Genomic DNA, 17,042 nt, shown 5'->3' on the forward strand with positions numbered 1-17,042 from the left:
TCCACTATAACAAACTATGGCTTTCGTTTCACATATATACAATAAATTCATCGAAATTTCTCGATCTTGCCTTAGAATAAGGTGACAAAAATCGCTTGGACAGCACCGATCAATCCACCTAAAAGACCGCCTAGAAATGTGATCATCTTCAGCTCCTTATTAGATATGCTGATCACAAGCTCTTCCATTTTTTCAAGCGGGAAAAGTTCAATTTGTTCACGAATAATTTCTTCAAATTGGAGCTTTGCGAGCAGTCCCTCAAGCGCATTAGATGCGGCTTCAATCCCTTTATCAATGAGAGATGGAGCAAATTTGGTCTTAAGATCATCCGCTACTGCACTGATGTAAACTCCTACTGGTCTATCTAACAGAACCTTTGTAGAAAAATGTGAAAGCAATTGCTTTTTCACACTAAATAGAAGCTCTTTCACATTCCATTTTTCATCAAGCTCATGTAAAGAAAATTGCTTTACCTTGTCCCATTCTTGAACAAGTAGATCTGATAAAAACCTTTTTGTCTCTGCATTCTTTAAGAACTTCATCATTTCAGGATGCACGCGATCAATTAAACTTGAATTCCCTAAAAACATTTGGACCATACTGCCAAGCATTCCTCGTTCTTTTAAGAAATCATCTATCATATGACCGAGTCTTGCTTTTCCCTCATCACTTTCAAAATAATGAATGCCTCTCTTTAAAATATAATCTGCGGCATCTGGAATTTTGGATGCAAGCTTATTTTCTACATCCTGTGGCAACAGCTCAGACAGCGTTTGCTGATCATACTTTTCAAGCAGTGAGTGGAGCTTATGATCAGTCCACTGATGAAGCCATGCGTCAGCTTTAACGTCAGCCTGTGAAAAACCGTATTTTTCTAACATAGAGAAAACCGTCATTTCCATATCAGCACCTTTATCAATATATCGGTGCACTGCCTGCAATATCTCTTGCTTTGCCTCTGATGATTCAAATCGTTTTTTAATACCCTCTGGCGTTAGTAAATGCTCCATCACCATGACGCCAACCTGCTTGGCTACTTCATCTCTTCTTTTAGGAATGAGACCCGGTGTAAATGGGAGCTGCTTCCCAAATAAATAATATGGCTTATACGGACGAAAAAGCATTTTAATTGCGAGATGGTTTGTTGCTGCCCCTATCACTGCACCTATCACAATCATAAAGATAAACGTTGTGAATATATCCAAAGTCGTCATCTACCTTTCAAACAACACCTGAAGTTTATTGTTTTTTTCTATACGTATTATAGTTGTTGTCAAGAGTCCAAGCAAATGAAGCATTCAATGTGACATATGAGACAACGATCTGTCGTAATGATATAGGAACGCCAAGTTTATGTAAAATCACCAAAAAGTGTTTTTCAGATGTTAAAAAAAGAATTTGAAAAGTAGGTGTTGTTTCATGACGTCAACGCTCGGCATTGTCACTCTTTCTCCGAAGCATGAAGAAGCATTCACACATCAGCTTGCCAAAGCAGCCTCTTCTTTTGATTTAGAAGTTGTTCGTTTTTCACCTCTAGATTTAAAGCCTGCTTCAAATGTCATTCACGGTCAAAAATTTAAGACTGGCAAAGGATTTGAAGCGTCAGAATTTCAGATTCCTGACTTGATTTATGATCGTTGTCTTTATCAGCATGACGCACAATCAAAAAAAGCAAAACCTATCATGAATTGGTTAAAAAAGTATCCAAAAACCGTTTTTTTGAATACTGGAATTTCAAATAAAATGCGGCTATTCGAGCAGCTCCGTCTCCTCCCTTCTTTACAACCATACTTACCTGTCTGCTCTCTATTGACAGAGCCTTCAGACCTTCTCAACTTGGTTAGAAAGGGCGGATATTGTAAAATACAGCCGCTTTCTCAACAGCACGCAGCACCCTCTTGCTTCATTTCTTTAAGAGACAAATCACTCATTACTGTGCAGCTAAACGCTAAGCAAATCATCACCTTTTCACATTCAGCAGAGGTTGTGCGCTGGTGCAAAAAGTATATCGGCCGATCTTTCCTTCAATTTTTTAACACGAATGATCAAAAAGACGTTATATTCAATGAAATTAGGATTTTTCTTATAAAAAATTCACAAAATCAATGGAATAGCATGGGGATTCATACAAAACCATCAGTAGAAAACAGCCTTTTAAGCAATACACAAAATTCCATTCATGTGGTAGCCTTTGATCACTACTTAAACTCATTAAAGCCACACATCAAAGAGCTGCTGTTAGATGATATTGCCTCCATTCAGTCATCTCTTCCAGCGTTTATAGACAAAACTTTCTCACCGTGTATTGAATTCGCTATAGACTTGCTTCATACAAATGAAGGCAGACTTTTCATCTCAAATGTAAGATCAAAGCCAGGACGATCCTCTTTTTTAAAAGCTTACCCTGAGAGGGAGAATCAATTGATTCAGACCATACTTGAACATGCCAAATCGATGATGGCTGAAGAAAAGGAGGTTCCTTATGAAGAGAAAACGCTACATCATCGCTCCTCATTCAGCAAGTGAAAAAACAGTACATCTCCCTGCTCAGTTTAAAGAGCAGGAGGCAATTTTATCTATTGCTTTAGGTTCTTGTTTAGTAGATGATTTCACCATTTCCTATCATCATCAATCACAAAGGATTTTATTATCAGAAGACCTTTATCGCACTTTACTCATTCCATACAAAACGAAAGCTGATGTCATATTAGTTCAACATACACTCTATATAGGACCTCTCATCGGCATTTTCACTGCAGGATTCGAACAAAATACAGCACCTTTAGGCGCAAGATCTTCCTATTTTATAAAACTGCTGCAATCTTGCAGGCAGCATGCTGGTTTTGCATATCTTTTTGGTACTCATTCGATCGATTGGGATAAAGGAATAGTAGACGGTTTGCTTTACCAAGAGGAGCGCTGGGTAAAAAAGCAGATGCCCCTCCCATCCGTTGTTTATGACCGGCTGCCTAATAGAAAGGCTGCTCAGTCGGCATTCATTCAAGAAACAAAACGAAAACTCACTCAAGACTACGATATCCCTTGGTTCAACCCTTATTTTTTTAATAAATGGGACATTCATGAACAGCTATTAACAGATGAAAAAACAAGCTCTTTCTTACCACATTCCATACGATTAGATCCTGTTGATGCTTTAAATAAAATAGAAACACTCCTTCATCTGCATCATGTCATTTATTTAAAACCAACAAACGGCAGTCACGGAGACGGTATTTATCAGTTAAAGAAGACGGAAAACGGGATCACTGTCTGCTCAAATAAAGGGAAATGCACTTCATATCATTCCGTAGACCATTTCGTGAAAAAACTGCGAAAAGATTGTGCAATGCAAGACTTGATTGCACAACAAGGCATTGAGCTTCTTCAAATAGACAATCAACCACTGGATTTCAGAATTCATACGAATAAAAATAAGTATGGTCATTGGACTGTTACAGCCGTTGCTGGAAAAGTTTCAGGAGATCACACTGTCACAACCCATCAACTGCATGGTGGTTCAGTAAAAACACTGTATGATATCTTTCCTGATGCAGAGAAACGTTTGAAGATTTTGCAAGAGCTCTCTGATACTGCCCTCGCACTTAGTCGTGTGATAGATGAAAAAATGCCTGGTCTGATTGGGGAAATTGGCTTTGACTTAGGTATTGATCACTTGGGTGCTATCTGGATGTTTGAAGCCAATTCTCGTCCAGGCCGCGAGATTTTTCTGCATGCACCATTGAAAAACTCAGAATGGCTGATTGGGAAAAGAATCGTTGAATACGCATCTTACCTAACACAAATGGCTCTTACTCCTATAGACCATGCAAACGCCTACTGATGTTTTCTTTTCATGTCTCTGAAATCTGTGCTTTCCCTATGCTCTTTTCATCAGATGAGATACAATAAAACCAAGTTCAAGGTTGTTTCCGGATTGTCGTGTGTATTTATTGTTTCATCAATAAAAGCAAGGAGGCAATGATGATATGATTTCTCATTTTCAATGGAAACCTCTCTTTAAAAAAGCGCAATTACCTGGCTGGAAAATATCCTTTTTTCATAATGGTTCACACTATGAAGGCATTTATCACAAAACGGGTGATATTGAATGGGGCTCTCAGCTTCCGCCTCATGAAGTTGAACCAACCTTAAAAGAAGAAATCCACGAATTAATGCTATTCCATGTGTATGATTAAACTGTTTAAGGAGCCTCGCCATGTTAGAAAAACTAAAACTTGTTTACGGACACCATATCATCAGTTCACCAACAAATGATAAACAAATTCTCTGGTATCAAACAGACGAAGGCGAAATTTTCGGAGTAAACAAAACGGAGCTAACAGAAAGAGAAACGCTTCTTCTCAATTCATTCCTCACACCAATTGATGTACCTCATACGCAGGAGACGGAAGAAGAACAGAAATGGTACAGCTATCTCTTTGAAAACAAATCAATCACCATTGATCAATCTGTCCGTGTTCATTTTTTTAAAATGGAGCACCAAGCAGAACAAAGGCAGCAAATAAAAGAGGCTGTGAACAGCAGCCTCGAACATATTCATTTCATATGGACAGGCACTGAAACAGCTATGCTCATTCAAACAAATGCTACATCAGAAAATGGTCAACTTGAACAGCTACATGATTTGTCTCAAGCCATCACAAGTGATTTTTTAACAGACGTTGTCTTCATGCAAGGACAGCTGCATTTGCCGAATGGAAATTTAAAAATGAGATTATTAAATGAACATCAGCTCTTTTTATGGCATCTGAAGCAAGGAAAACTTAGGTCAGGGGTTGCAACATTTTATCAATGTCTACCTGCTTTCATTCGCCATGATACAGACATGGTTTCTGCCGCTATTTCAGATGCATTTATAGAAACAATCTTTGATCGGGACGTTTACCGGACTCTCACGACCTATATGCAGTGTAATTTAAATGCATCGCAGGCAGCAAAAGCGTTATATGTTCATCGAAACAGCCTTCAGTATCGGATTGATAAATTTATTGAACGGACAGGGCTAGATATACGGCATTTTCAAGAAGCGTCAGCTGCTTATTTCATGATGAATCTTCTCGATCTTTCTTAAATGATCCTATCATGAGCACCTTGCCTAAAAATGAAAATAAGATGTTGTGCACGTTGTCCATTTACAGACACCCTTCCTTTTTATACACTTCATTTATAAGTAAAGCGCTTTCAAAAAAGACTGGGAGGCTACCACCTATGGCTGAAATGATGCTAAATCAAATTTATAAAGTGTACGATAACAAAGTAACAGCAGTAGATAACTTTAATCTACATATTGAGGATAAAGAATTTATTGTGTTTGTTGGTCCATCTGGGTGCGGAAAATCAACAACTCTCCGCATGATTGCAGGCCTTGAAGAAATTTCACAAGGGGATTTTCTATTAGACGGCAAGCGAATGAATGATGTGGCACCAAAAGATCGGGATATTGCGATGGTTTTCCAAAACTATGCCTTATACCCTCATATGAATGTGTACGATAATATGGCTTTTGGATTAAAGCTTCGAAAATTTCCTAAAGCAGAAATTGATGAGCGGGTACGAAACGCTGCAAAAATATTAGGACTTGAACAATACTTAGATCGAAAACCTAAGGCATTGTCTGGAGGTCAAAGACAGCGTGTTGCACTTGGAAGGGCCATTGTGCGAGATGCAAAAGTCTTTCTTTTGGATGAACCTCTCTCTAATTTAGATGCTAAACTTCGTGTTCAGATGCGTGCCGAAATTTCTAAACTTCATCAGCGGCTGCAGACGACATTCATCTATGTCACACACGATCAAACAGAAGCTATGACAATGGCTACTCGGCTTGTTGTCATGAAAGATGGCTTTATTCAGCAGGTTGGCGCACCAAAGGATGTGTATGAAAACCCAGAGAATGTCTTTGTAGGAGGATTTATTGGCTCTCCAGCGATGAACTTTTTTACAGGAAAACTGTCTGACGGAGCCATTGCCATTGGGAATACGCACATTCGTGTACCAGAAGGAAAAATGAAAGTATTACGCAGTCAGGGCTATATCGGAAAAGATGTGATTCTAGGCATCAGACCAGAAGATTTCCATGATGAGCCTGTGTTTATAGAGGCTTCTGAAGGAACAAAAATTGAAGCAAACGTAGAAGTGGCTGAATTAATGGGAGCCGAAACGATGCTTTATTCTTCTCTCGCTGGTCAAACGTTTATTGCACGTGTTGATTCTCGCACAGATATTCAGGCAGGTCAGACGATCCCTCTTGCCATTGATATGAATAAAGCGCACTTCTTTGATACAGAGACTGAGCTCCGCATCCGCTCAGCTGAATAAGAAGACGTTCCACAAACCATCACCATTGGGTGGTGGTTTTTTGTATGTGAAAACAACATTTACCATGTTCTTTTTCCGTATGTTTTTTTCGATGCGAACCATAATATTTAGTACAAAGCAGTTACCGCATTGGGTTTCGCCAAGTGGCAAATGACTTGGTCATTTCGCTGGTGCGACTCCAGCAAACCCAACCAAAAAAATCATATATAAAAAGGAGATTCACATCATGGCAAATTCTAATAGTTCAAATCAATTACTAGTTCCTGGAGCAGCGCAAGCAATCGATCAAATGAAATACGAAATCGCTTCTGAGTTTGGTGTAAACCTTGGAGCAGAAACAACAGCTCGTGCTAACGGTTCAGTTGGTGGAGAAATCACGAAACGTCTTGTATCTTACGCTCAGCAAAACCTTGGCGGAACAAAAGCTTAATTTCATATCTGGATCATAGAAGGCACCTCTTATGGTGTCTTCTTTTTTTGGTTTTATCCCTCACCGATTCCTTTTGAATTCATATGATGTATTAGAAAGGAGCGGATCTTCATGGACATTATTTCAGGTGTGAATTTTGAACTTCTACAATTTGTTGGTCTCTCTCTATTATGTGAATATGCTCATAGTATTCGGTCCTTTCATCTTTATAAAAAAAGCATGACATAAAACTGTACCATTTTAAGTTCTTTTCACTTATAGTATGTAGTGGAGGGATCGATCAGATGAAAATAGCTCTTTTCGGTGCTCATGGACGTGTAGGACAAGCATTTCTTCGTTTCGTAAAAGAAGATGATCGTTACATGGTTCGCTCGTTAATTCGGACAAACCGGGAAGAAATGCTTGCGGGTATGTTTCAAGTCACCGGCAATTCCAGAAATCAAGAGGATGTCCTTGAAACGATTAAAGGATCAGATATTGTCGTGAGCTGTCTATCAACAGATGGTGATGATACTTTATCTGTTTCAATGGAGCATATCGTACAAGCCATGAAGCAAACAGGAACATCAAGAATTATAACGATTGGCACTGCGGGGATTTTAAAAGCAAGGCGGCAGCCTGAGCTTTACCGCTTTGAAACAAATGAATCAAGGCGAACCACTTCCCGAGCTGCTAAAGAACATGCCAAAGCATTTGAAATTCTTCAATCAACTGAACTAGATTGGACAATCATTTGCCCAACCTATTTACCAGATGGAGAAGTGACACGGTCATATCGCTATGAAAAGAATTTTCTCCCTATAGATGGACAGAAAATTTCAGTTGAAGATACCGCACACTTTTTGTATCAGCAGTTAAACTCAAAGGAATTTGTGCATCAACGCGTCGGTATCGCTTATTGACCATTTAGTTCGTGTAAATGATATACAACCAGTAAAAGTCGAGATCATATCATGAAGCCTCGACTTTTTTCATTGCCATGAAAAAGCCTCTTTCAAATTGAAAGAGGCTTTTGCTGCTTATCCTATCAGCTGCTCGTCACAGCTCCCTTTTGTAATTCGTACATTTGCGCATACAGTCCGCTTTGCTCCATGAGCTCTTCGTGGCTGCCGCGTTCGACAATTTCACCCTTTTCTAACACCAAAATCATGTCAGCTTTCTTAATAGTAGATAATCGGTGTGCAATGACAAAAGTGGTTCGTCCTTCTTTGACGACATCCAGTGCCCGCTGAATGATGGCTTCTGTTTCTGTATCGATGTTAGCCGTCGCTTCATCTAGAATTAAGATCGCTGGATCGTATGCCAGTGCACGGGCAAATGAAATCAATTGACGTTCCCCAGAGGAAAGAGTACTCCCCTTTTCAACAACTGGTTCATCAAAACCTTCAGGCAAATGCTTTAATAGTTCTGCTGCGCCCACTTGCTTTAACGATGTTTCAATCGTTTCTCTTTTAATGTCTTCATTTCCTAAACTGACATTGGATGCGATCGTTCCAGAAAATAAATAAGGATCTTGAAGTACAATGCCCATTTGTTTACGCAACGTTTGGCGCGACTGATCATAGATGCTTTTTCCATCAATGAGGATATCCCCATGCTGAATATCATAAAAACGCAGTAGCAAATTCATGATCGAACTTTTCCCAGAACCGGTATGTCCAACGAGTGCCACCGTCTGACCTTTTTTCGCCTCAAAGGTGATGTTCTTTAATACATTTTTCCCTTCATTATACGCAAAGGTAACATCCTGAAATTGAACGTGCCCCTCGATTTTCTTCTGAACCGGTTCTTCCACTTCAGTACCAGGCTCATCTAATAATCGAAAGACCCGTTCAGATGAAACCCTTGCTAATTCTAATCTAGAAAATTGATTCACAATGCCTGTAATCGGCTGGAACAAACGATTTAAATAATCGACAAATGCATAGAGCACCCCAATCGATACAATGCCCGTGGCACTTAAGGACGCACCGCCAAAATACCAAATGAGTGCGACATATGCTAAGTTCCGAAGCAGATTCACCAAGTTATGTGAGAGTAGTGAATTTAAATGAAGCATCTTTCGCTGATATCGAAAGTGATTGTTATTCAGCTCATCAAATTCTTCTTTTGTTGCTTGTTCATGTCGAAATGCTTGAATAATCGTCATTCCTTGAATGGCTTCATTTAGCTTGGCATTAATTTCACTGATGATGGATCGAATGCGATGATTGTAAACCGACGCAAACTTTCTGTAAGTCATCGACCATAGGAAAATAATCGGAACAGCCACTAAACAAATGAGCGCCAGCTTCACATTTAATAAAAACATGGCGATATAAATGCCAATCATGTAAATGGCACTCGTGACGAAATTCGCTAGTACTGTGACATATAAATCACGAATGGTTTCTGTGTCATTGGTAATCCGCGCGACAACCTTTCCAGCCGGTAAATTATCAAAATACCGAATCGGAAGCGTTTGAATATGTTCAAATACGTCCACTCGCATTTTTTGAATAATGCGATTTGCAATACGCTGGAGTAAATAGTGCTGCCCATATTGAAAGAAAATCGCAATGACGAGCATCCCAAAATAAAATAGAACAAGCTGCACCAAACCACTGATTTCCGGCTGATAAAAAGCGAAGATTTCCTCTTTGGATAAACGCTGTACCTGATACGTCTCACGCTCGCTCCCATTTTCAATGGTGAGCTGATCCCCTTCTATTGTCCGGCTCCCGTCAAAGCGAATCGGTTCATTCACAAAATAGTACCCAAATCCGACTTGCACGACATTGATTTGCTTTCCAGCTTCATTTTGATTCTGTAGCCGGTCACTTCTTATATAGTTATTTCCCTGGTAATAAACCGTTTTATCTGTTTTTTCATCTACCTCAACATACGGTTTTTCTACACCTAAAATATGATCATCAATCATTTTTTTCCCAATGAAAGGTCCTGTCAACTCAGCACCAACTGCAATGATCAGAAAGATCAAAGCAACAGACAATACTTTTTTATATAGGAGTGCATAGGCAAGAAGTCTTCTCCCTGTTGTCATGCCTCATCCCCTCCTTCCAGCTGATTTGTCAGCTGCTGACGCAGAAATTGCTCTTTATACCAGCCATCTTGCTGAATAAGCGCTTGATGGGTTCCCTTTTGAACAATACGCCCTTCTTCCATGACAAGAATGAGATCCGCATGCTCAACAGCTGATAGACGGTGGGTTGTAATAAATGTCGTTTTTCCATGACGATTTTGTCTTAAATTCTCTAAAATAGCCGTTTCTGTTTTTGCATCAACTGCAGATAACGAGTCATCCAAAATCAAAATGTCTGGATCAATTAATAATGCACGTGCAATGGAAATCCGCTGCTTCTGTCCTCCTGACAGCGCCACTCCCTTTTCTCCAACCATGGTTTCCAAGCCTTCTGGTAAAAGGCGTAAATCCTTTTCAAAGTAAGCATCTTTAATCGCTTGTGCTAATTCAGCTTCTTTCGCGTCTCTATGACCGAAACGCATATTCTCTTCTACACTTTTTGAGAAAAGGACATGATCTTGCGGAACATAGCCAATCCATTGGAACAGTTGATCCAATTCAATGTCATCAATTGGAACACCTGAAAACAAGATCTTTCCATCACCTGTCGGATACTGACGAAGAAGCTGTTTGACAATCGTTGTTTTTCCGCTTCCCGTTTTTCCTGTAATACCAATCGTTTGCCCTTTTCGTACAGTAAAGGAGACATCCGTTAGATTATCTTTAGAGGAAGTTGGATATCTAAATGTCACATGTTCAAATTGAATATCGCCAGGCTCTTGTAATCTTTTTGGCTTGGCTGCGTCAGTTACATCCGGTTGATAACTGAGTGTATGATTCAACCGGTCTAATGAGGCATTTCCTCTTTGCATGATATTAATCAATTCACCAATGGCAAACATTGGCCAGATCATCATCCCCAGATAGACGTTAAATGCGACAAGCTCACCAATGGTTAAATCACTTTGGAACACAAGATATGCGCCATAACCGATACCGATTAAATAACTGATCCCCACAAGCAATTTCACCGTCGGCTCAAACAATGAATCAATGATCGCCACTCTCATATTTTTTTGAAAAACATCATCTGTCATTTCTCGAAAGCGATTAACATCTTGTTTTTCCTGTACAAAAGACCGAATCACCCGAATGCCGGCAACTGATTCTAATACACGATCATTCATATCACCAAATGCATCTTGAGCGACTGTAAAGCGTTCATGAATTTTACTGCCATAAAACGCTATCAAAATCGCCATCAGTGGCATTGGAATAATGGCCATTAAAGTTAATTTCCAGCTGATCGTCAGCCCCATCGTAAAAAAGATCATGAGCATGTAAGCAGTGGAATCGACTAATGTTAAAACGCCAAATCCTGTTGTTAAAGCCACAGCATTCAAATCATTTGTACCTAGTGCCATTAGATTTCCGGTTTTTTTCTTTTCATAAAAGGTGGGTGTCATCTTAAGTAAGTGGCGCATTAATTTTCCGCGCATCACACGCTCCATGACATTTGCGCCGCCAAATAACTGATACATCCAAAAATAGGTGAGCGCATAGACACTGACACCAAGTAAGCAAAAAATGGTTACGTAAAACAGAATACTGGATGTTGTAAATTGACCAGACCGAATGTCATCAACTGCTTGACCTAGATACCTCGGTGGCAGCATTTCAAGCACATTCACAATGAGCAGCAGCGTAATGGCGATTGTATAGCGCCTCCACTCTTGTTTAAAGAACCAGCCTAATTTCACAAATACTGAAAACATGTTTGTCTCTCCTTTTAAAGCTAGCCGCTTTCTATATTTTCCTGATTGTCACCTTGTTTCGTTTTTTGAGCTTTTGTCATTTGTCTTGCCTTTGGCATGTTCACATGCTTTCACTCCTCTTCATTTAGTTGTTGATGCATTCCATTATTTCGAGATACGAAATGTATACAACAAAAAAAGAGGCAACCAGCTGACTGGTACGCCTCTTTTATACATGATAAAAAGGCGCATGTTGACAAATACGCAACATACGCCTTGATTCATCCGATCAATTGGAACATACGAGTCCCTTTTCAATGACCAATGAAGGTGTAATTGTCACGTGAATCAACCCATTCATGCAGTTTGATTTCATTCTTCCAATGATGTTGCACATGACATTTCCTCCTTTTGGCTCTTGAATCTTTTTTTATCTTATAGTGGCTGTCACTATTTTGTCAATAAATATTTTTCAATAAATGAAATTTTCTAACAAAAAGTTCACACCCTTTATGTGTATCTTTTTCAGATATCGGGTATACCATGAACGTATAGACTCCTTTTGAAAGGAATGAGGACATTGTTTCAAGCTGATCGGATGGTCGTTGCGTTTGATGGACATGAAGACAGTAAGAAAGCATTAAAGAAGGCAATCGCTTTAGCCAAAACGTTGCATGCCAAGCTAACCGTTGCCTACGCTCATGATGGGAAATCCAGCAGACAGGTGTTTGATGCACCTCGCCCAATGACTGGCGGCGCTTATATCGGAGGCGGCATGGCAGACCTTCAAACACCCCCTGTGTATGTACCTCATGATGAACAGCAAAGTCCCTTGATTTTTGAAGATCATACAGAAGAGGTCGTTGCAGAAGCAAGAATGCTGTTAAATGAAGAGCAGTTTGAAGCTGCAATTGAAATTGTTGAAGGGGAGCCTGCAGAAGCGATTATCGAATACGCTGAAGAGATTTCAGCAGACCTCATCGTCATGGGAGCACGTGACCAAAGCAGATTGAAAAAAATGCTCTTTGGCAGTGTGAGTGAAAAGTTATCGTCCAAATCAGATATACCTGTACTGATCGTGAAATAAATGTCATCACAAAAGGCTAAAATGAACTTTATTTTAGCCCTTTGTCTTCTTTTCAGCGTGATAGAAAACCTTTGCAGCCCTAGGAAGGACGAGTACTGGCGCGGAGCGAATTTGACATTCGTGAGCACCAGCACGCAGGACTGACACCGAATGCGAGGGTTTGTCTACACGCTGAAAGGCTGTAAACATTGGTTTACAGCCTTTTTCCTTTTACGAAGAAATAGATGCTTCGCTTTCATGCTTAATTTTTTTCTGGAACCCTTCCTGTACACGCTTCGTGATCTCCCCTGGAACACCTTCCCCAACTGGCTGACCATCTATCTCTACAATTGGAATCACTTCAGCTGTCGTTGAACTAATGAAAATTTCCTGCGCATGCAAAAGTTCGTCTTTACTCATGCGGGTTTCTTCCACACGACATCCTTCTTCCTGACAAACCTCTAGCAGCTTTCTACGTGTAATGCCGTTTAAAATCAGGTTATTTGCTGGGTGTGTACGAATGACACCGTCAATGACGGCATACACATTCGAGGACGTTCCCTCTGTCACAAAGCCGTCTCTTATTAAAATCGCTTCAAACGCACCAGCTTCAGACGCTTTCTGCTTTTCCATGACGTTATATAAAAGGTTTAAGCTTTTAATATCACATCTTAACCAGCGAAGATCTTCAGACAATAGAGCTTTCGCACCAGCTGTCTGCTCTTGAATAGGCTTTTTCACTTGAAATGTATATGCCGTAATCTGAGGGGTAAGTGCACCATATTGATGTTTACGAGGTGCGACGCCTCGCGTGACTTGAATATACACGCCACCATCAATCACTTGATTATCTGCGACTAGCTTCTTCAAATTCTCTTCCATATCGGATACTGTACCTTGCAGATGAATGCCGATTTCCTTTGCACTCTTGAATAGACGCTCAGTATGCTCTTTTAATGTAAACAAAGTCCCATTATATACGCGGATGACCTCATAGACTCCGTCGCCAAATTGATAGCCTCTGTCTTCAATATCAACATGTGCATCTTTTTTTTCAATAAAATCCCCATTGTACAATACTTTCATATGGAATCTCCCCTTCGCTTCGCTTAATGGTTGAATCTGATGCTATCTTAGCGGATAAATGTAAACGTTTCAATGATTATTCAGAATTATTTCATATCCATTTGATTGGATAACCTTCTATTGTAACAAATATAGATTCATAACCAAAAAGATTCCAATTTTTTAGCATCTTCTATATTCATAGGCTCTTTTTTCCTGTATACTTACTCCATATGAGCACGACAAAAAACAGCGAAAAAAGACAGAATCCACTACATGATTCGACACAAACTACTGATTTATTGGAGCGATTGTAATGCAACGGGTTACGAAAAAACAGACACCTTCAAACACGATGCTGCTCTCAAAGGCAATTGGTCTAGTCATTCTGACATTGATCCTTTTTTTCATTTGGGATATATCTAAAACCAATATGCAGGCAGCAGATCAACCGAATGAAGTGTCTGCGAGCAGTCCATTTCGAGACACAAGTACAAGTCTGAAACCAAAAGATGATTCGCCAAAAACATTAGATGCACATTTTAAGATCAATCCAAACAAACATGTAACGGATCAAACGATCTTTTTGACCTTTGATGATGGCCCTTCTGCTACATCAAATCAGATGTTAGATGTGCTAAAATCACAGCAAGTGAAGGCCACATTCTTTATGCTCGGGCCGCAAATCAAAGAACACCCAGCAGCTGTGGAAAGACTTCATCAAGAAGGGCATCAATTAGGACTTCATGGCATCACGCATGATGTGAAACGCTTTTATCAAAAAAGTGATTCTCCTGTAAATGAGATGAAAGAAGATCAACGTATATTGGCTTCTGTTACTGGTGAATATACACATCTTGTGAGAACACCTTATGGCAGTTCTCCAAACTTAACAGACCAGCAAAAAACACGTTTAAAACAAAAAGGCTTTGTATACTGGGACTGGACCATTGACAGTCTTGACTGGAAATATAAAAGCTCAAAATATGTACCAGAAGTATTAAATCAGCTGCAAGTGCTTGAAACCAAGTACCCGAAAGAGCCAAAAATCATCTTAATGCATGATCAGCCAGCTACCGCAAAATACTTAAACAGTCTGATCACACAATTAAAGGCGAAGGGCTACACGTTTGAAGTCCTTGATGAAACAATGAAGCCACTACAGCAATAAAGAAAACCCGCACCTATTGGATGCGGGTTTTTTATGATTTATAAAGCATTCACAAGCTCGCCAATTCGTTCGTGAAAGACAAGATCAAACAGCGGATCGAATTCCGTTTCACTTAAATTCATCATGACCTTAAAGATGGAAGGATGATGAGCAGCATCTTCTGGAATATATCGGGCTGGTGCCACTTCTAAGGAAGTTCCCATGACGAGTAGCATGTCCGTTTGCTGGAGCGATTTCTCCACTTGATCAAAGTGCTTCACCATGTCTCCAAAAAGGACAACATCTGTTTTAAGTACTCGTCCACATGTGCGGCCGTCTGATGAAATCCGCTCACAAACCGGTACCTCTTCTTGTAATAAATAAGGCAGTTCGTATGTTGACCCGCATGATGGACATGTAGCTGTTTGAATGGAACCATGCAGTTCATACACATGCTGGCTTCCCGCTTTTTTATGCAGACCATCGATATTTTGCGTGAAAATATCCACGCGTTTTCCTTGCTTTTCTAAATTGGCTAAAAAAGCATGTCCAGCGTTTGGCTCGTACTCTCCACTCATCTTCATTTGAAACAATTCTTTGAATTTCGGCCAAAATTGATGAGGATGTGATAAAAAGTAGGACCGGCTCATTGCCTCCATGCGAGAAGTATCTTCTGTCCATAGTCCACCCGTTGATCTAAAATCGGGAATTCCCGATTCTGTGCTCATCCCAGCACCTGAAAGGACTGTAATATGTGAGGCCTTTGATAATCTCTCTCTTAGCGCTGCCACTTTTGTTTGATCCAACCACCATTCCTCCTTTATTCACCCAGCTGTTTCTCACCTTTTTGTTTCATATAAATGGTCTGTCCAGGGAAAGCAAATTCTACCCCTTCTTCATGGAAAATATCAATAATGCGATAGTTAATATCCTGCTTAATATCCAGGTTTTCAGACCAAGCGGTTGTGTTTGTATAAAAGTTGAAGAATAAGTTTAAATAGCTGTCTGCCAGCACATCGAGATTCACCATAATCGTTTCCTTATGAACCCCATCATGCTCATAAAGCATTTGTTTCAGACGTTTGATGCACTTATCAATGTTTTCTTTCGGTGTATTGTAAGATACGCGAACGGAGAACGTAATTTGACGTTTATTCATTCTCGTCCAATTTGTGATCGGCTCCTTTGAAAGGGTCGAATTTGGCACAGTCACCACCGCTTCAGCAGGTGTTCTAAATTTTGTGCTTCGGAAGGTAATGTCCTCTACAGTCCCAAGTACACTTGGAGTCTCTACAAAATCGCCCATTGTAAAAGGCTTCTCTGTAATAATCACAATTCCTCCAAAAAAGTTCGCCACTGTATCCTGCGCAGCGAGCGCAAAAGCAAGACCACCTAGACCAAGCCCAGCCACAAGTCCGTTCACATCATAATTAAACTCTTGTGCAATGACGCTAATACTCAGTGCAATAATAATAAAACGAAGAACCTTTGATAAAAATGGCGCTAAAATATCATCCATCTCTAATTCAAATTTTGAATTCACTTTTTGAAATAAGAAGGAAGAAGCTGCGGTTAGATTACAAAGTCCCCACGTCAGCATCAAAATAATAGAGGATCTATACAATTTGACAATGACATCCATATGGTGCTCAAAGTATGGGGCTTGTCTTAACGCAAAATATAAACCTAGTGCCACAAAAAACAGTCTCGCAGGTTTTTCAAACGCCACGACAATTTGATTAATGACTTCGGTTTTAGACCTGTTTGTCAGCTTAAAGAGCAGGTGAAACAAGTATTTCGTAAATACTTTTCGAAGTAATAAAAAAAGCAATAAAATACAAAGGCTAATGCCTATTTGGATCGCAATATCGACTGTAAAATATGTATCCATCCATTTTTGTGTAAACATCTCTGTCTCTCTCCTTTAAAACAATCCTCTCTAGTTTATAATATAACCTTCGTTTATGTCCTCTCTTAAATGTCTGACCTCTATATAAAAAGCCTCGGGACCTATCCCGAGGCATGATGTTCAATTATGAAATTTTGGCTTGAGACATATCGACGGGCAGCAAACTACTTTTTCTTCTGAGCCTGATCAAGGAGAGTCGCTTTAAACATTTCAGCATCCGTTTCGGCCTTAATACGTTCTTCCACTCTAATTCTCCCTTTACCCAATCATCTCGCCTCCTTTTCATCATTATAAAACATCAGAATTTTCA

At 39.8% G+C, this 17,042-nt stretch carries 16 protein-coding genes; 9 read left to right on the top strand and 7 right to left on the bottom strand.

Features of this window, described 5'->3' with window-relative positions:
* Nucleotides 1-71: 71 nt before the first annotated feature.
* A complete protein-coding gene (locus ACSBQP_RS07905) occupies nucleotides 72-1,205 on the bottom strand; it encodes a DUF445 domain-containing protein (protein WP_017366934.1) in 1,134 nt (377 codons plus the stop codon).
* Nucleotides 1,206-1,419: 214 nt separating this feature from the next.
* On the opposite strand from ACSBQP_RS07905, the gene ACSBQP_RS07910 reads away from it, so the two are divergent.
* From ACSBQP_RS07910 to ACSBQP_RS07940, 7 genes are all read left to right on the top strand, one after another.
* Entirely contained in the window at nucleotides 1,420-2,526 is a 1,107-nt protein-coding gene (locus ACSBQP_RS07910; protein WP_146269871.1) for a YheC/YheD family protein, read from the top strand.
* The gene (locus ACSBQP_RS07915; protein WP_435028304.1) at nucleotides 2,483-3,841 is read left to right on the top strand and encodes a YheC/YheD family protein; all 1,359 of its coding nucleotides are present in this window, start codon (nucleotides 2,483-2,485) and stop codon (nucleotides 3,839-3,841) included. Before ACSBQP_RS07910 ends, ACSBQP_RS07915 begins: the two co-directional genes overlap by 44 nt.
* A gap of 145 nt (nucleotides 3,842-3,986) precedes the next feature.
* Nucleotides 3,987-4,196, top strand: a complete 210-nt coding sequence (locus ACSBQP_RS07920) for a YheE family protein (RefSeq protein WP_008348933.1) — start codon at nucleotides 3,987-3,989, stop codon at nucleotides 4,194-4,196.
* A 20-nt stretch (nucleotides 4,197-4,216) separates the two neighbouring features.
* Complete coding sequence (locus ACSBQP_RS07925; protein WP_017360327.1) at nucleotides 4,217-5,092, top strand: helix-turn-helix domain-containing protein; 876 nt, start codon at nucleotides 4,217-4,219, stop codon at nucleotides 5,090-5,092.
* 137 nt (nucleotides 5,093-5,229) lie between these two features.
* A complete protein-coding gene (locus ACSBQP_RS07930; protein WP_024719977.1) occupies nucleotides 5,230-6,336 on the top strand; it encodes an ABC transporter ATP-binding protein in 1,107 nt (368 codons plus the stop codon).
* Between the two features lie 226 nt (nucleotides 6,337-6,562).
* A complete protein-coding gene (locus ACSBQP_RS07935; protein WP_008348940.1) occupies nucleotides 6,563-6,766 on the top strand; it encodes an alpha/beta-type small acid-soluble spore protein in 204 nt (67 codons plus the stop codon).
* 284 nt (nucleotides 6,767-7,050) lie between these two features.
* Nucleotides 7,051-7,668, top strand: coding sequence for an NAD(P)-dependent oxidoreductase (locus tag ACSBQP_RS07940; RefSeq protein WP_017360329.1), 618 nt, complete (start codon nucleotides 7,051-7,053; stop codon nucleotides 7,666-7,668).
* A 125-nt stretch (nucleotides 7,669-7,793) separates the two neighbouring features.
* Here ACSBQP_RS07940 and ACSBQP_RS07945 read toward each other — a convergent pair whose 3' ends face one another.
* Together ACSBQP_RS07945 and ACSBQP_RS07950 are read right to left on the bottom strand one after the other, a co-directional pair.
* Nucleotides 7,794-9,809, bottom strand: a complete 2,016-nt coding sequence (locus ACSBQP_RS07945) for an ABC transporter ATP-binding protein (RefSeq protein ID WP_435028305.1) — start codon at nucleotides 9,807-9,809, stop codon at nucleotides 7,794-7,796.
* Nucleotides 9,806-11,563, bottom strand: coding sequence for an ABC transporter ATP-binding protein (locus ACSBQP_RS07950; protein ID WP_017366928.1), 1,758 nt, complete (start codon nucleotides 11,561-11,563; stop codon nucleotides 9,806-9,808). The genes ACSBQP_RS07945 and ACSBQP_RS07950 overlap by 4 nt, the downstream gene beginning before the upstream one ends.
* Before the next feature lie 559 nt (nucleotides 11,564-12,122).
* Between ACSBQP_RS07950 and ACSBQP_RS07955 the strand changes: the two genes are divergently transcribed.
* Nucleotides 12,123-12,629 (top strand): universal stress protein, encoded by a 507-nt coding sequence (locus ACSBQP_RS07955; RefSeq protein ID WP_017366927.1) that lies wholly within the window; start codon nucleotides 12,123-12,125, stop codon nucleotides 12,627-12,629.
* A 210-nt stretch (nucleotides 12,630-12,839) separates the two neighbouring features.
* Here the strand turns inward: ACSBQP_RS07955 and dat are convergent, their stop codons facing one another.
* Entirely contained in the window at nucleotides 12,840-13,694 is an 855-nt protein-coding gene (dat, locus tag ACSBQP_RS07960; RefSeq protein ID WP_008348952.1) for a D-amino-acid transaminase, read from the bottom strand.
* Nucleotides 13,695-13,989: 295 nt separating this feature from the next.
* Here dat and ACSBQP_RS07965 point away from each other — a divergent pair, with 295 nt between their 5' ends.
* Nucleotides 13,990-14,844 carry a polysaccharide deacetylase family protein gene (locus ACSBQP_RS07965; RefSeq protein WP_435028306.1) on the top strand — a complete coding sequence of 285 codons (855 nt, stop codon included), beginning with the start codon at nucleotides 13,990-13,992 and terminating at the stop codon, nucleotides 14,842-14,844.
* A 38-nt stretch (nucleotides 14,845-14,882) separates the two neighbouring features.
* On the opposite strand, the gene ACSBQP_RS07970 is transcribed toward ACSBQP_RS07965, so the two are convergent.
* The 3 genes from ACSBQP_RS07970 to ACSBQP_RS07980 form a co-directional block, all read right to left on the bottom strand.
* Complete coding sequence (locus ACSBQP_RS07970) at nucleotides 14,883-15,614, bottom strand: NAD-dependent protein deacylase (RefSeq protein WP_026050067.1); 732 nt, start codon at nucleotides 15,612-15,614, stop codon at nucleotides 14,883-14,885.
* A gap of 29 nt (nucleotides 15,615-15,643) precedes the next feature.
* The gene (locus tag ACSBQP_RS07975; protein ID WP_007497114.1) at nucleotides 15,644-16,732 is read right to left on the bottom strand and encodes a mechanosensitive ion channel family protein; all 1,089 of its coding nucleotides are present in this window, start codon (nucleotides 16,730-16,732) and stop codon (nucleotides 15,644-15,646) included.
* A 164-nt stretch (nucleotides 16,733-16,896) separates the two neighbouring features.
* On the bottom strand, nucleotides 16,897-16,998 hold the full coding sequence (locus ACSBQP_RS07980; RefSeq protein ID WP_017360338.1) for a YhdX family protein: 102 nt from the start codon (nucleotides 16,996-16,998) through the stop codon (nucleotides 16,897-16,899).
* Nucleotides 16,999-17,042: the final 44 nt, after the last annotated feature.

This window comes from Bacillus sp. G402 (genome assembly GCF_051172515.1).
Lineage (GTDB): Bacteria > Bacillota > Bacilli > Bacillales > Bacillaceae > Bacillus > Bacillus altitudinis.

What these genes read in the sequence shown, in the direction of transcription:
- ACSBQP_RS07925 (WP_017360327.1), top strand. Translation starts at nt 4,217, where the DNA reads ATGTTAGAAAAACTAAAACTTGTTTACGGACACCATATCATCAGTTCA.
- ACSBQP_RS07950 (WP_017366928.1), bottom strand. Translation starts at nt 11,563, where the DNA reads ATGTTTTCAGTATTTGTGAAATTAGGCTGGTTCTTTAAACAAGAGTGG.
- ACSBQP_RS07940 (WP_017360329.1), top strand. Translation starts at nt 7,051, where the DNA reads ATGAAAATAGCTCTTTTCGGTGCTCATGGACGTGTAGGACAAGCATTT.
- ACSBQP_RS07975 (WP_007497114.1), bottom strand. Translation starts at nt 16,732, where the DNA reads ATGTTTACACAAAAATGGATGGATACATATTTTACAGTCGATATTGCG.
- ACSBQP_RS07920 (WP_008348933.1), top strand. Translation starts at nt 3,987, where the DNA reads ATGATTTCTCATTTTCAATGGAAACCTCTCTTTAAAAAAGCGCAATTA.
- ACSBQP_RS07910 (WP_146269871.1), top strand. Translation starts at nt 1,420, where the DNA reads ATGACGTCAACGCTCGGCATTGTCACTCTTTCTCCGAAGCATGAAGAA.
- ACSBQP_RS07945 (WP_435028305.1), bottom strand. Translation starts at nt 9,809, where the DNA reads ATGACAACAGGGAGAAGACTTCTTGCCTATGCACTCCTATATAAAAAA.
- dat (WP_008348952.1), bottom strand. Translation starts at nt 13,694, where the DNA reads ATGAAAGTATTGTACAATGGGGATTTTATTGAAAAAAAAGATGCACAT.
- ACSBQP_RS07935 (WP_008348940.1), top strand. Translation starts at nt 6,563, where the DNA reads ATGGCAAATTCTAATAGTTCAAATCAATTACTAGTTCCTGGAGCAGCG.
- ACSBQP_RS07965 (WP_435028306.1), top strand. Translation starts at nt 13,990, where the DNA reads ATGCAACGGGTTACGAAAAAACAGACACCTTCAAACACGATGCTGCTC.
- ACSBQP_RS07930 (WP_024719977.1), top strand. Translation starts at nt 5,230, where the DNA reads ATGGCTGAAATGATGCTAAATCAAATTTATAAAGTGTACGATAACAAA.
- ACSBQP_RS07915 (WP_435028304.1), top strand. Translation starts at nt 2,483, where the DNA reads ATGAAGAGAAAACGCTACATCATCGCTCCTCATTCAGCAAGTGAAAAA.